15 protein-coding genes are annotated in these 14355 nt (G+C 69.3%); 13 read left to right on the forward strand and 2 right to left on the reverse strand.

Annotated elements, in window-relative coordinates:
* Positions 1-37 precede the first annotated feature (37 nt).
* From H4O13_18465 to H4O13_18495, 7 genes are all read left to right on the forward strand, one after another.
* Positions 38-643: a riboflavin synthase gene (locus tag H4O13_18465; protein ID MBE5317380.1), complete on the forward strand. Its 606-nt coding sequence runs from the start codon at positions 38-40 to the stop codon at positions 641-643.
* Between the two features lie 239 nt (positions 644-882).
* Positions 883-1989 (forward strand): 3,4-dihydroxy-2-butanone-4-phosphate synthase, encoded by a 1107-nt coding sequence (gene ribB, locus H4O13_18470; GenBank protein MBE5317381.1) that lies wholly within the window; start codon positions 883-885, stop codon positions 1987-1989.
* A gap of 291 nt (positions 1990-2280) precedes the next feature.
* Positions 2281-2760, forward strand: coding sequence for a 6,7-dimethyl-8-ribityllumazine synthase (locus H4O13_18475; protein MBE5317382.1), 480 nt, complete (start codon positions 2281-2283; stop codon positions 2758-2760).
* A 70-nt stretch (positions 2761-2830) separates the two neighbouring features.
* A complete protein-coding gene (gene nusB, locus H4O13_18480; protein ID MBE5317383.1) occupies positions 2831-3295 on the forward strand; it encodes a transcription antitermination factor NusB in 465 nt (154 codons plus the stop codon).
* Positions 3296-3309: 14 nt separating this feature from the next.
* On the forward strand, positions 3310-4278 hold the full coding sequence (gene thiL, locus H4O13_18485; GenBank protein ID MBE5317384.1) for a thiamine-phosphate kinase: 969 nt from the start codon (positions 3310-3312) through the stop codon (positions 4276-4278).
* 92 nt (positions 4279-4370) lie between these two features.
* Positions 4371-4874: a phosphatidylglycerophosphatase A gene (locus H4O13_18490; protein MBE5317385.1), complete on the forward strand. Its 504-nt coding sequence runs from the start codon at positions 4371-4373 to the stop codon at positions 4872-4874.
* Entirely contained in the window at positions 4871-5467 is a 597-nt protein-coding gene (locus H4O13_18495) for a DNA-3-methyladenine glycosylase I (protein MBE5317386.1), read from the forward strand. Before H4O13_18490 ends, H4O13_18495 begins: the two co-directional genes overlap by 4 nt.
* 33 nt (positions 5468-5500) lie before the next feature.
* On the opposite strand, the gene H4O13_18500 is transcribed toward H4O13_18495, so the two are convergent.
* Positions 5501-6133, reverse strand: a complete 633-nt coding sequence (locus tag H4O13_18500) for a hypothetical protein (protein MBE5317387.1) — start codon at positions 6131-6133, stop codon at positions 5501-5503.
* 142 nt (positions 6134-6275) lie between these two features.
* Here H4O13_18500 and H4O13_18505 point away from each other — a divergent pair, with 142 nt between their 5' ends.
* The 3 genes from H4O13_18505 (at position 6276) to H4O13_18515 (ending at position 10385) form a co-directional block, all read left to right on the forward strand.
* Positions 6276-7832, forward strand: coding sequence for a 2,3-bisphosphoglycerate-independent phosphoglycerate mutase (locus tag H4O13_18505; GenBank protein MBE5317388.1), 1557 nt, complete (start codon positions 6276-6278; stop codon positions 7830-7832).
* Positions 7829-9007, forward strand: a complete 1179-nt coding sequence (locus H4O13_18510; protein MBE5317389.1) for a peptidoglycan DD-metalloendopeptidase family protein — start codon at positions 7829-7831, stop codon at positions 9005-9007. The genes H4O13_18505 and H4O13_18510 overlap by 4 nt, the downstream gene beginning before the upstream one ends.
* A gap of 130 nt (positions 9008-9137) precedes the next feature.
* A complete protein-coding gene (locus H4O13_18515) occupies positions 9138-10385 on the forward strand; it encodes a S41 family peptidase (GenBank protein MBE5317390.1) in 1248 nt (415 codons plus the stop codon).
* Positions 10386-10524: 139 nt separating this feature from the next.
* Here the strand turns inward: H4O13_18515 and H4O13_18520 are convergent, their stop codons facing one another.
* Positions 10525-11073 carry a winged helix-turn-helix transcriptional regulator gene (locus H4O13_18520; protein MBE5317391.1) on the reverse strand — a complete coding sequence of 183 codons (549 nt, stop codon included), beginning with the start codon at positions 11071-11073 and terminating at the stop codon, positions 10525-10527.
* A 160-nt stretch (positions 11074-11233) separates the two neighbouring features.
* Here H4O13_18520 and hppD point away from each other — a divergent pair, with 160 nt between their 5' ends.
* From hppD to H4O13_18535, 3 genes are all read left to right on the forward strand, one after another.
* Positions 11234-12316: a 4-hydroxyphenylpyruvate dioxygenase gene (hppD, locus tag H4O13_18525; GenBank protein MBE5317392.1), complete on the forward strand. Its 1083-nt coding sequence runs from the start codon at positions 11234-11236 to the stop codon at positions 12314-12316.
* Positions 12317-12513: 197 nt separating this feature from the next.
* Positions 12514-12930: an endonuclease domain-containing protein gene (locus H4O13_18530; GenBank protein ID MBE5317393.1), complete on the forward strand. Its 417-nt coding sequence runs from the start codon at positions 12514-12516 to the stop codon at positions 12928-12930.
* Between the two features lie 14 nt (positions 12931-12944).
* Positions 12945-14243, forward strand: a complete 1299-nt coding sequence (locus H4O13_18535) for a homogentisate 1,2-dioxygenase (protein MBE5317394.1) — start codon at positions 12945-12947, stop codon at positions 14241-14243.
* Positions 14244-14355 lie beyond the last annotated feature (112 nt).

Genomic DNA, 14355 nt, shown 5'->3' on the forward strand with positions numbered 1-14355 from the left:
GCCTCCTCACCCCCAATCCCCAACCCGGCTCTCAACCATGTTCACTGGAATCATCGAATCTGTCGGCCGCATCAGCGCGCTGGAACCTGTGGGCGGCGACGTGCGCCTGCACATCGATACCGGCACGCTCGACCTGCGCGACGTGGTGCTGGGCGAGAGCATCGCGGTCAGCGGCGTCTGCCTGACCGTGATCGCCTTCGAGGCAGCGAGCTTCGCGGCGGACGTCTCCAACGAGACCCTGTCTCGCACCACCCTGGGCGGCCTCAAGCCGGGCTCGGCGGTCAACCTGGAGCGCGCCATGCGCGCTGACGGCCGTTTCGGCGGGCATATGGTGTCCGGCCACGTCGATGGCGTCGGCGAGGTGGTCTCGGTCAGCGAGGACGCCCGCTCGCAGCGCTGGCGCTTCCGCGTCCCGACCAACCTCGCGCGCTACATCGCCGAGAAGGGTTCGATCTGCATCGAAGGCACCAGCCTGACGGTCAACGCCGTCGACGGCGCCGAGTTTGAGGTCAACCTGGTCCCGCACACCGTCGCCCACACCAACTTCGGCGGGCTCGGCGCTGGCGCGCGCGTCAACATCGAGGTGGATCTGGTGGCGAGGTATCTTGAGCGGCTAGTCGCCGCTCAGGGGATTGGGGATTAGGGATTGGGGATTGCGCGGCCGGCCCCCTGGGGTGGGCTCAGGTTCGGTGCTTCGTAGCGTGGCCTTGGACCAGCGGTAAAGGTCGACCTTCGGCAATCCCTAATCCCCAATCCCGAATCCCGGCTGCACGGGAATCCCGTTCCCGGCCTTCGCGCATAGCGCTCAGGCGTTCAGCGGCTCGCGCGGCAGTGCCGCGCAAGCGAGCCGCCTCACCCCCAATCCCGACTCCCGGCCCAAAAATGCCCTTCTCCCCCATCCCCGAACTCCTCGAAGAAATCCGCGCCGGTCGCATGGTCGTCATCGTCGATGACGAGGACCGTGAGAACGAAGGCGACCTGATCATGGCGGCCGAGCTGGTGCGGCCGCAGGACATCAACTTCATGGTCACCCACGCGCGCGGGCTGGTGTGCCTATCGCTGACGCGCGAGCGCTGCCAGCAGCTGGCGCTGCCGCCGATGGTGGTCGACAACAACTCGCCCTACCGCACCAACTTCACGGTCTCGATTGAGGCGGCCGAGGGCGTGACCACCGGTATTTCGGCCTACGACCGCGCCCACACGATTCGTACCGCCGTGAAGCCCGATGCGCGCGCCGCCGATTTGCGTCAGCCCGGCCACATCTTTCCGCTCACCGCCCAGCCCGGCGGCGTGCTGGCGCGCACCGGCCACACCGAAGCCGCCTCGGACCTGCCGCGACTTGCGGGTCTGGAGCCGGCCGGCGTACTGGTCGAGATCCTGAACCCCGACGGCAGCATGGCGCGACGGCCCGACCTTGAGGTCTTCGCCCGCGAGCACGGCCTCAAGATGGGCTCGATCGAGGATCTGGTCGCCTACCGGCTGGCCAACGAGCACACCGTCGAGCGCATCGACAGCCGCGAGATTCCGACCCGCTTCGGCGCCTTCACCCTGCACACCTACCGCGACCGGCTCAGTCACGAGCTGCACTTCGCGCTGGTGCGCGGTGAGATCCATGCCGATCAGCCGACCCTGGTTCGCGTCCACGTCAAGAACCCGCTGGCCGACGTGCTGCACTGGCAGCGCCCGGATTTCGGCGTGGCCGCGATCGACGCGCTGCAGGCGATCGACCGTGAAGGCCGGGGTGTGCTGGTGGTGCTCACCGAGCCGCAGTCGACCGAGCAGCTGCTGGCGCGGATCACCGGCGACAGCCCGCAGTCCGGCCACGGCGATGCCGGCCCCGCCGGTGCCCGCGCTGGTCAGTGGCGTCGCAACGGCGCCGGCTCGCAGATCCTGGCCGACTTGGGCGCCGGCAAGCTGCGCGTGCTGGGCACCCCGCGCCGGCAGATCGGTCTGGGCGGATTTGGGCTGGAGGTGGTGGGGTATGTGTGAGAGCGGGGATTGGGGATTGGGGGTGAGGCGGCTCGCTTGCGCGGCACTGCCGCGCGAGCCGCTGAACGCCTGAGCGCTATGCGCGAAGGCCGGGAACGGGATTCGCTAGAGCGGGCTGCGGCAAGGCCCATCGTCGTGCTTCGGCAGTGGGTCGTGGGTGGTGCCTGCTCGCGAGTCCGGCGCGCCGGCTTCTGACGAATCCCGAATCCCGAATCCCCAATCCCGGCTCCAAGCCAATCCCAGCTCCACCAATAAGCTAAACTCCCGCCCCCTCAAGAGAATTCCGATCCCATGGCGCATTACGAAGGCGACCTGCGGGTGGTGCCGGGCGCGCGGTTCGCGGTGCTGGCCAGCCGCTGGAACCCGCGCATCACCGATGCCCTGGTCGACGGCGCGCGGCGCGCGCTCTCTGGCAACGGCGTCGACCCGGCCGATATCGACGTGATCCGTGTGCCCGGCGCCTGGGAGCTGCCGCTGGCGGCACGCGAGCTGGCCCTGGCCGGCCGGCATGCGGCCTTGATCGCACTGGGCTGCGTGGTGCGTGGCGACACTCGCCACTACGAGCATGTGGCGGACCTGTGCGCCGAGGGCCTCGCCCGGGTGGCGCTGGACTCCGGTATTCCGGTCGCCAATGGCGTGCTCGCTGTCGAGCGTCTGGAAGATGCCGAGAACCGCGCCGGTGGCAGCCACGGCAACAAGGGCGAGGAGGCCGCCTTGGCCGCCTTGGAAATGGCCAGCCTGATCAACCTCCTGCGCGGTCAGGACGACTGACCCCACGCGCTGGTTCGCCAGCGGTTGCATGAACAGGGCAGGGCCACGTACCCCGCCCGCGGAGCCGAACATGAAGCACACCCGTCCCGATGGTATCGATCCCGCTGCGCGCTCGCGCGCCCGCCGCCGCGCCCTGCAGGCGGTCTATGCCTGGCAGCTGTCCGGTTCCAGCATGAACAAGGTGCTGGAGCAGTTCCGCGACGAGCAGGACATGGAGATCGCCGACCTCGAGTATTTCGAGGATCTGCTGCGCGGGCTGGAGGCCCATCTGGCCCAGGTGGACGAGGCGCTCGCGCCCTTCATCGATCGCCCGCTGGAGCAGGTCGATCCGATCGAGCGCGGCGTGCTGCGTCTCGCCGTCTACGAGCTGCTGCATCGGCTAGATGTGCCCTATCGGGTGATCATCAACGAGGCCATCGAGATCGCCAAGCGCTTCGGCTCCGAGCACGGCCACACCTACATCAACGGTGTGCTCGATCGCGGTGCGCAGAGCTGGCGCGCGGCCGAGGCCCGCGGCGGCCCGCGTCGCGGCTGAGCGCGCGCATCGCCGTGGCAGTCGGCGAGTTCGATCTGATCGCGCGCATCGCTGCGCGCAGCCGCAGTCGCCCGGATGTGCTGCTCGGCATCGGCGACGATGCCGCGCTGCTGGCCTCGCCGCCGCTCGGCGAAGCGCTTTGCGTCTGCGTCGACACGCTTAATGCCGGCGTGCATTTCCCGGCTGAGACCGCGCCCTTCGACATCGGCTGGAAAGCGCTTGCGGTCAATCTGAGCGACCTCGCCGCGATGGGGGCCATGCCGCGCTGGGCGACGCTGGCGCTCAGTCTGCCGAGCCCGGATCCGGCCTTTGTCGATGCCTTGATCGACGGCCTGCTCTCGCTTGCCGAGCAGCACGACGTCGCCCTGGTCGGCGGCGACACTACGCGCGGGCCCTTGAGCCTCACCGTGCAGGCGATCGGCAGCGTGGCGCCTGCGCAGGCCCTGCGTCGCGATGCGGCGCGGGCGGGGGATGCCCTCTACGTCAGCGGCACGCTGGGCGATGCGGCGGCAGGGCTCGCGCTGCTGCAGGGGCGGATCGCGTGCGGGCAGGCCGCAGTCGCCGAGACGCTGCGCGCGCGTCTCGATCGACCAACGCCGCGCCTCGCGCTGGGGCGTGCCTTGGCCGGTGTGGCGCGCGCAGGCATCGACGTCAGCGATGGCCTGCTGGCCGATCTCGGCCATGTGCTGCAGGCCAGCGGCGTGGGGGCGGAAATCGATCTGGATGCCCTGCCCACGTCCGACGCGCTGCGCGCCCTGCAGCCGCAGGACGAAGCTCGCTGGCCGCTGCAGCTGGCCGGCGGCGACGACTACGAGCTGTTGATCAGCGGCGACCCGGCGCGCATCGAGGCGCTGCCTGCCTTCGCCCGCGGCGAACTCACCCGCATTGGACGCCTCCGCGGCGAGCCGGGCCTCACCTTCGTGCGCGGCGGCCAGCCCTGCGACTACGCGCCGGCGACGCGCGGCTACCAGCACTTCGCCTGAGCCTCGGCGCGAGTGTTCTCGCGTGACTGCCCATGACTTCGGCGGTCTCGCGACAAACCCGTCGCCATCACGCCGCCGGCATACTTGAGCGCATGAAGCGCAACCGTCCTCCGCTGAGTCTGCTCAAACATCCCTTCGGCTGGATCGCCAGCGGCTTTGGCTCCGGTTTCTCTCCCGTCGCCCCCGGAACGGTGGGCAGCGCGACCGCACTGATCCCCTGGCTGTGGCTGCGCGAGCTGCCGGCCGCGTACTACCTGGCGATCACGCTTGCCTTCTTCGCGCTGGGCGTGCTCGCGGCCGAGTGGGTGATCCGCACGATCCGCAGCGATGACCCCGGCGTGGTTGTGGCCGACGAGTGGGTGGGGCAGTGGCTGGCCCTGTTCCTGGCTCCCGCCGGTTGGGTCTGGATGCTGCTGGGTTTCGCCCTGTTCCGGCTGTTCGACGTGTGGAAGCCGTGGCCGGTGCGTTGGGCCGATCGGCGCCTGCACGGCGGCTTTGGCGCGATGTTTGACGACCTGCTGGCGGGCGTGTACGCCTTCCTCGCCCTGCAGACGCTCGTGCTGCTCAATGCCCGCTACGGAGTGCTGCCCTCATGAGCGATCTGCCGGCGGGCCTGCTGCGCGGCGAGGACGGCGTGCTGCGCTGCGCCTGGCAGCAGAACCTGCCCGACTACGCGCACTACCACGACCACGAGTGGGGGCGGCCGGTCCGCGACGACGTGCGCCTGTTCGAGAAGCTCTGCCTCGAAGGCTTCCAGTCGGGCCTGAGCTGGCTGACCATCCTGCGCAAGCGCGAGAACTTCCGCGCGGCGTTTGCCGGTTTCGACCCTCAGCGGGTGGCGCGCTTCGACGAGACGGATGTCCAGCGCCTGCTGGGCGACGCCGGCATCGTCCGCCATCGCGGCAAGATCGAAGCGGCCATCCACAACGCGGCTCGGGTGCTGGAGATCCAGCGCGAGTGCGGCAGCTTCGCCGACTACATCTGGGCGTTTCAGCCGCCCGATTCGGAGCGGCCGCAGCGCCATGACTGGGACAGCCTGCGCGCGCTGGCGCAGACGCCCAGCTCGATAGCGCTGTCCAAGGATCTGCGAAAGCGCGGCTTCAAGTTCGTTGGCCCCACCACCTGCTACGCCTTCATGCAGGCGATGGGGCTGGTCAACGATCACGTCGAGGGCTGCGCTTTTCGCTGAGCCCCGGGCCGTCCGTGGCCGAGGCTCACTCGATCAGGGCAGTTCGCTGCCGCTGTAGGGCTTGGCTTCCGCGCCCTCCACACGGCCGATGCGTGCGCTCTCGTGCACGAACAGTTCGACCTCGCGCTTGAACACCATCGGGCCCACCACTTCCGAGTTCGGACCGATGACGACCTTGGGCAGGCGAGGGGTGCTACCCCAGTTGAACCAGCCACTGCTGGGTTTTTCGATGGTGATGCCACCGGCGATGCGGCTGCCGTCGAGCAGGGTGATGTCGCCGTTGACGGTTTCGACGTCGCCGCCGATGGAGGCGGCTTCGAGGCGGATGGCGCCGTTGACGGTCTCCACATCGCGCTGCACGGTGGCGCCCGCATCCAGTCGGATGCTGCCGTTGACCGTTGCCGCGGTGCCGGCCTGCGCGGCCGCCCCCAGACTGATCGAGCCGTTGACGGTCTCCACGCTCTCGGCGCGGGCGCTCTCGTTCAGGCTGATGCTGCCGTTGACCGTCTCGACGCTGTCGGCGCTCACCTGGGCGGCAAGAGTGATGCTGCCGTTGACGGTTTCGAGGCTGTCGTAGGCCTGGCCCTGCTCGGTGCGGATGGAGCCGTTGACCTTGTCGATGCTGGCGAGGCGCTCGGCGGCGGCGCTGCCGGCGAAAGCGATCAGAACAACCAGGGGAAGAATGGACATGCGCATCGGTGCTGCTCCCTGCGGGTAAGCCACGCTCTGCGGTGGCGGCGATCAGGCGGATGCCGGACTGTCGCAAAGGGTTTACTGCCACCGGTGTCGACGCGGTCGCTTGGCTAGAATGCGGGCCTTGCCCGCTACCCGGAGCCCGCCCGTGTCCCGACCCAAGCCCGTCATGCTGCTGATCCTCGATGGCTGGGGCCATCGCGAGGAGCGCGAGGACAACGCCATCGCGCAGGCGAAGGCCCCGCATTGGCGAGCCCTGCTGGCGAGCTGCCCGCACACCCTGATCCAGACCTCGGGCAAGCACGTCGGCCTACCCGACGGGCAGATGGGCAATTCCGAGGTCGGCCACATGAACCTCGGCGCCGGCCGCGTCGTGTACCAGGATCTGACCCGCATCGACCACGCCATCGAGACCGGCGAGTTCTTCGAGAACGCAGGGCTCACCGGCGCCTGTGCGGCGGTCACGGCCAGCGGCGGCACCCTGCACGTGTTCGGCCTGCTGTCGCCGGGCGGCGTGCACAGCCACGAGGACCACATTCACGCGTTCCTCGATCTGGCCAAACGGCGGGGCGTATCGCGGCTCGCCGTGCATGCGTTTCTTGATGGTCGCGACACGCCGCCGCGCTCGGCACGGCCGAGCCTCGAAAAGCTCGATGCGCGCTGCGCCGAGCTGGGCTACCGCATCGGCTCGGTCAGCGGCCGCTACTACGCGATGGACCGCGACAAGCGCTGGGATCGCGTCGAGCGCGCCTATGCCGCGATCGTCGAAGCCAGCGCCGAGCATCGCGCGGCCACCGGCGTGGCGGCGCTCGAAGCGGCCTACGCGCGCGACGAGAACGACGAGTTCGTGCTGCCCACGGTGATCGGGGGCGCTGCCCCCATGGCCGACGGCGACGCCGTGGTGTTCATGAACTTCCGCGCCGACCGCGCGCGCGAGCTGACCGCGGCCTTCGTGCAGCCGGGCTTCGATGGCTTCGTCGCGCGGCGCCCGCAGCTGGCGCGCTTCGTCTGCCTGAGCGAGTACGACGCCAAGCTGCCGGCGCAGCTTGCCTATGCGCCCGAGACCCTGCACAACACCCTGCCGCAGGTGCTGGCCGCGCACGGCCTGAGCCAGCTGCGCATCGCCGAGACCGAAAAGTACGCCCACGTCACCTTTTTCTTCAGCGGTGGCGTCGAGGCCGAGCAGCCCGGCGAGTCGCGCGTGCTGATCCCCTCGCCCAAGGTCGCCACCTACGATCTCAAGCCCGAGATGAGCTGCCCCGAAGTCACCGCCGCCCTGGTCGAAGACATCCGCGCCCAGCGCCACGACGTGATCGTCTGCAACATCGCCAACCCGGACATGGTCGGCCACACCGGCGTGCTGGCCGCGGCGATCGCCGCGGTCGAGGCCGTGGACACGGCGATCGGCGAAATCACCGCGGCCCTGCGCGAGGTCGGCGGCGAGCTGATCCTCACCGCCGACCACGGCAACCTCGAGAAGATGCGCGATGTCGACACCGGCCAGCCGCACACCGCGCACACGGTCGGCCCGGTGCCGCTGGTGTATGTGGGCCGCGCGGCGCGGCTGAAGGACGGCGGGGCCCTGCGCGACGTCGCGCCCACGCTGCTGCATCTGCTTGGCCTGCCCAAGCCTGCGGAGATGAGCGGGCAGTCGCTGGTCGAATTCGTGTGATCCAGCGCCTCGCCGGCCTCGCGCTGGCTCTGCTCTGCGCGGGCGCGGTACTCGCCTTTGCTGGCGCCGGCGCGGCGCAGGCCCAGCCCAGCGATCCGGAAGCGGAACGCGCCGCGCAGGCGCGGCTTGAGGCTGTGCGCGCCGAACTGCGCGACGTGGCCGCGGTGCAAGCGCGGCTGGCGGTCGAGCGCGATGCCGCCGCGGCGCAGATCCGCGAGGTGGATCAAGCGATCGCCGGGCAGCTCAAGGCCCAGGCCGGGCTGGAAGCCGAAGTGGCCGCGCAGCGCCAGCGCTTCGAGGCGCTCGAGTCCGAGCGGCAGACGGTCGCCGCCGGGCTGGAGCGGCAGCGTGCCGCGCTGGGCGCGCTGATGCGTGCCGCCCACGTGCAGGGCGGGCAGGCGCCGCTGCGCCTGCTGCTGTCGCAGGATCGCCTGCGCGACGCCAGCCGCGCGCTGGCCTATCACCGCTACGTGCAGGCGGCCCAGGTCGGCCGCATTCGCGGCCTGCTCGATGAGCTGGCGGAGCTGGCGCGCGTGACCGCCCAGGTCGAGGCCCAGCGGGCGGCGCTGGATGCCGCGTTGGCGCGCGAGCTGGCGGCCCTCGCCGCGCTGGAATCGCAGCGCGCCGACCGCAGCGCTTTGCTGGACGTCCTGGCCGGTCAGCAGAAAGCGCAGGCGCAGCGCGTGGCCGAGCTGAAGCGCGACGAGCGTGCGCTGCTCGATCTCCTCGAATCGCTGCGCGACATTTTTGCCGACATCCCCGACCAGCTGGACGGCGATCAACCCTTTGCCCAGCGCCGCGGCAGCCTGCCCATGCCGGTGCCGGGCAAGGTGCTGACCGCGTTCGCGGGGGCCCTGCCCGACGGCCGCCGCAGCGAGGGCTGGCTGATCGAAGCCGCAGCCGGCGACAGCGTGCGCGCCGTGGCGCCGGGCCGCGTGGCCTTCGCCGATTGGATGAAGGGCTACGGACTGCTGCTGATCCTGGATCACGGTGACGGCTTCCTCAGTCTTTACGCGCACAACGACGGCCTGCTGCGCGAAGTCGGCGATTGGGTGAAGGGCGGCGAACCGCTGGCCCAGGCCGGCAGTTCGGGCGGGCAGGGCCGCAGCGCGCTGTACTTCGAACTGCGCCGGCAAAGCCAGCCGCTGGACCCTCGCCTCTGGCTGCGACGATGAGGAGCACGCGCGGCGCCGGAGAGTCTCGCCGCGAGTGCGGCGCCCTATACTGCCGCGCATGAACATCACGCCCCGTCCTCGCCTGTCGCTGCTCGTCTTCGGCTTTCTGCTCGCCTCCGGCGCGCCTGTCATGGCGCAGGAAACCCCCGACCCCGCGCCCGCCGAGGACGCGCCGGCCGCAGCGCCTGACGCTGAACGCGTCAGCCTCGACGAAGTGCGTCGTTTCGTCTCGGTGTTCCGGGCGGTGCAGCAGGCCTATGTCGATCAGGTTCCGGACCAGCAGCTGATGCAGTCGGCGATCCGCGGCCTGCTTACCGATCTCGATCCGCACAGCGCCTATCTCGACGCGCGCGCCACGGAGGCGATGAACGAGACCGCCACCGGCGCCTACGGCGGCCTGGGGCTGGAAATTCTGCAGCGCCCGGATCGCAGCCTGGTGGTGATCGCGCCGATGGACGACACCCCGGCGGCACGCGCGGGCATCCAGCCCGGCGACATCATCATCGAGCTCGACGGCGCGCCGATCAGCGCCGACAGCGTGGACGCGGCGGTCGAGGCCATGCGCGGCGAGCCGGGCACCACCATCGTGCTGACCGTGCTGCGCGAGGGCGAGAACGAGCCGCTCAAGCTCAGCCTGACCCGCGAGATCATCCGCGTCGCCAGCGCCCGCGGCGAGGCCCTGGACACCGACTTCGCCTACATCCGCATCGCCACCTTCCAGGCCGACACGGCCACCGAGGTGCAGCGCAAGCTGGAAACGCTGAAGGCTGCCGGCAGCGGCGCGCTCAAGGGGCTGGTGCTCGATCTGCGGCGCAACCCGGGCGGCCTGTTGAACGCCGGCATCGAAGTCGCCGACCTCTTTCTTGACCGCGGCGTGATCGTCAGCACCCGCGGCCGCGTGCCGCGCGCCAGCGCCGAGTACGACGCCAAGCGCGGCGATCTGCTCGGCGGCGCGCCGATCGTGGTGCTGATCGACAGCGGCAGCGCCAGCGCCGCCGAGGTCGTGGCCGGCGCCCTGCGCGACCACCGGCGTGCCCTGATCATGGGCAGCACCAGCTTCGGCAAGGGCTCGGTGCAGACCGTGCTGCCGCTGGACAACGGCGACTCGATCAAGCTCACCACCGCGCGCTACTACACGCCCAACGGCACCTCGATCCAGGCCACCGGCATCGTCCCCGACATCGAGCTGCCAGAGAACGCCGAGCTGCGCGTCGGTACGCAGACCGCGCCGCAGCTGCGCGAGGCCGATCTGCCGGGCCATCTCGAAGCGGAGAGCGCGACGGACGAGACTGGCGAGGCCGCGGCCCAGGCCGACTACGCCGTCAACGAAGCCCTGAACCTGCTGCGTGGGCTGGCGGTGTTCCGCGAGCGCGGCTGAAGGCCGAACGGCCGCGCTCCGCATCCGCGGTCATCACTCGCGCGTGCGTGCACAGGCTCATGGCGCGTGAATGCAGAGATGAGGCTGCAGCGCGGGTGTCCAAGCGTAGTCGCGGCAGGCGGAGAGTATTGACACCTTCTCAGCCGCGCGGAGAAGCATCGGTCGCTCGCAGCGCTGCCGAGCGCAGTGAATCCTCCGCCCCCGAGGTTGCCTCCAGCAGTCGCCCGAGCAGGGCGTCGAACTGCGCGTACTCGGCGGCATCGAGGCCCGAGAGCAGGGCGCGTTCGTATTCCAGCGCCAGAGGCGCGACCTGCGCATGCACCGCGCGCCCGGCGGCGCTCAGCTCCAGCGGCACGCGCCGGCGGTCGCGCTCGTCGCTGCCGCGCTCGACCCTGCCCGACGCCATCAGCCCGGCCACGGCGCGGCTGACCGCGACCTTGTCCATGGCGGTGCGCTCGACCAGTTCCCCTGCGGTCAGCCCGGGATAGCGCCCCAGCACCGCCATCAGCCGCCATTCGGTGACCGAGAGGTCGAAGCGCTCGGCGTAGATGCGTGCAATCGCCTGGCTGACGCGGTTCGACAGCACGGACAGCCGATAGGGCAGGAAGCACTCCAGAACCAGTTCGGCCGGCGCTTCAGCGGATGCGGAGCCGGGCGAACGCGCCGCGGCGGACTTGGAGGGGCTCATCCTGCACTGCACCTTGCAAATGGTTTCATCTGAAACTATAAAACGCCCACCTCGCGGCGACCAGCCGCGAGCGTCTTCCGGTGTCCGCCAAGAGGCGGCACCGAGCCCTTGCCACCGCTGCGCGCGATCTCAGCACGCGTAGCCCGTAGAGGAGCCCAGCATGAACGCCCAGCCCAACCTCGGCATGCAGGTCACCACCTTTGAAAACCCCATGGGGATCAACGGTTTCGAGTTCGTTGAATTCGCCGCCCCAGCGGGCAGCATCGATCTGCATGCGCTGTTCCGGACGATGGGTTTCGCCGCCGTGCTGAAGCATCGCCGCCGCGCGATTACCGTCTATCGGCAGGGCGGGGTCAACTTCCTGGTCAACGAGGACCCGGACAGCTTCGCCGCCGATTTCGCCGCCCAGCACGGCCCCAGCGCCTGCGGCTTCGGCATCCGCTTCACCCAGCCGGTGGCCCAGGTCGAGCAGAAGGTCATCGCCAACGGCGGTGAGCGCATCGCGCACAAGCCCATGAGCCGCGCGATCGACGCGCCGGTGGTCAAGGGCATCGGCGATTGCATGCTCTACCTGGTGCCCAGCGAGGGTGATGCCTACGCCGCCGACTACCTCGCCATCGAGGGCGCCGAAGCGAATCCGGCGGGCTTCGGCCTGACCTTCATCGACCACCTGACCCACAACCTCTACTTCGGCAACATGGAGAAGTGGTCGAACTACTACGAGCGCCTGTTCAACTTCCGCGAGATCCGCTACTTCGACATCAAGGGCGCCAAAACGGGCCTCGTGTCGAAGGCGATGACCGCGCCGGACGGCATCGTGCGCATCCCGCTGAACGAGTCCTCGGACCCGAAGAGCCAGATCAACGAGTACCTCGACCAGTACAAGGGCGAGGGCATCCAGCACATCGCCTGCTTCACCGACGACATCTATTCCACGGTGGAGGCCATGCGCGCCCAGGGCGTGCAGTTCCTCGACACGCCGTCGACGTACTTCGAAGTGATCGACCAGCGCATCCCCGATCACGGCGAGGACGTGGCTCGACTGGCGAAGAACAAGATCCTCATCGACGCCGACCCTGAAACCAAGAGCCGCAAGCTGCTGCAGATCTTCACCCAGAACGCGATCGGCCCGATCTTCTTCGAGATCATCCAGCGCAAGGGCAACGAGGGCTTCGGGGAAGGCAACTTCCAGGCGCTGTTCGAGAGTATCGAGCGGGATCAGATGAAGCGTGGGTTTCTCTGAGAGCCGGGATTGGGGATTCAGGAATCGGGATTGGCTGAGTGCGAAGCAGTTGCGACTGTCTCGACAGCGGCCCCGGCCTCAAGCGCTTGCTTAGGGCCCCTCTCCCCGCGGGAGAGGGGTTGGGGTGAGGGGCAGTTCAGAGCGCAAACTACCCTCCCGGAGCATCGCGCGGGCGGAAGGCATCGAGGGTTGATCGGATGACCGAGCACCGCCGACCGCCGCTGCCCAGCGCAGGCCTTGAGAGGGCGCGCAGCCTGCGCCGCAGCCTGACGGATGCCGAGCGCGAGCTCTGGTCCCCTCTGCGCGGCGCACGGCTCGGTGGCTACCGATTCCGCCGACAGCATCTGGATCCGCCCTATGTCCTCGACTTCTACTGCCGTGCCGCCAAGCTCGTCGTCGAACTCGACGGCGGCCAGCACACCGAAGAAGCTGATGCCGCACGGACCCGCGCGCTCGAAGCTCGCGGCTTGAGAGTGATCAGGTTCTGGAACAACGACGTACTGAGCAATACAGAAACGGTGCTTGAGGCGATTCTGAGCGCGCTGCAAGCCCGGCCCCTCACCCCAACCCCTCTCCCGTCGGGAGAGGGGCTTGAGCGAGACATCCAGCCATGACGCACACCGCAGCCATGACGCCCGCCACGACCTACCTCACCGGCTTCGCCAACGACTTCGCCACCGAGGCCCTGCGCGGTGCGCTGCCGATCGGGCGCAATTCCCCGCAGCGCTGTGCTTACGGCCTCTACGCAGAGCAGATCTCGGGCACGGCGTTCACCGCCCCGCGCCATGCCAATCGTCGGACCTGGATGTATCGCATCCGACCGGCGGCCGTCCACGGCCGCTTCGCGCCCTACGCGCAGCCGCGCCTGCACAACCGCTTCGACGAGATCGCGCCGAGCCCCGAGCAGTACCGCTGGAGTCCGCTGCCGCTGCCGACAGAACCCACCGACTTCATCGATGGCCTGTTCACGATGGGCGGCAATGGTGGCCCGGATGCGGCCGGCATGGCCGTGCACCTGTATGCCGCCAACCGCGACATGACCGAGCGCTATTTCTACAGCGCCGACAGCGAGCTGCTGGTGGTGCCGCAGCTGGGGCGGCTGTGCATCGATACGGAGCTGGGGCGCGTCGAGGTCGAGCCACAGCAGATCGTGGTGCTGCCGCGCGGCCTGCGCTTCACCGTCAGCCTGCCGGACGGCGAGGCTCGCGGCTATGTCTGCGAGAACTTCGGCGCCCTGCTCAAGCTGCCGGATCTCGGCGTCATCGGCAGCAATGGCCTGGCCAATCCGCGAGATTTCGAAACCCCGGTGGCGCGCTACGAGCAGCGCGAGGGCAGCTTCGAGCTGATCGCCAAATTCCAGGGCCAGCTGTGGCGCGCGCCGATCGGACACAGCCCGCTGGATGTCGTCGCCTGGCACGGCAACTACGCCCCGTATCGCTATGACCTGCGCCGTTTCAACACCATCGGCTCAATCAGCTACGACCATCCGGACCCGTCGATCTTCCTGGTGCTGCATTCGCCGGGCGAAGCGGAAGGGGTAAGCAACCTCGACTTCGTGATCTTCCCGCCGCGCTGGCTGGTGGCGCAGGACACCTTCCGTCCGCCCTGGTTCCACCGCAACGTGGCCAGCGAGTTCATGGGCCTGGTGCACGGCGCCTACGACGCCAAGGCCGAAGGCTTCGTGCCCGGTGGCGCTTCGCTGCACAACGGCATGACGGGCCACGGGCCGGACGCGGCGACCTTCGAGAAGGCTTCGAATGCCGACCTGTCCAAGCCCGACGTGATCACCGATACCATGGCCTTCATGTTCGAGGCACCGCGGGTGATCCGCCCGACCCAGCAGGCGATCGATGCCGCGCATCGCCAGCGCGGCTACCCCGATTGCTGGGCCGGTCTCAAGGCGCACTTCGATCCAACCAAGCCCTGATTTCCCCCGGCTCGCGCTTTGTGCGAGCCGCCCCTCAAGCACGGGCTCGCCTTCCGCGCGGGCCGAACACCAAGCATGGGTTCGCGCAGCGCGCGAGCTGAACATCAGGACC

Source organism: Lysobacterales bacterium, from assembly GCA_014946745.1.
GTDB lineage: Bacteria > Pseudomonadota > Gammaproteobacteria > Xanthomonadales > Xanthomonadaceae > Aquimonas.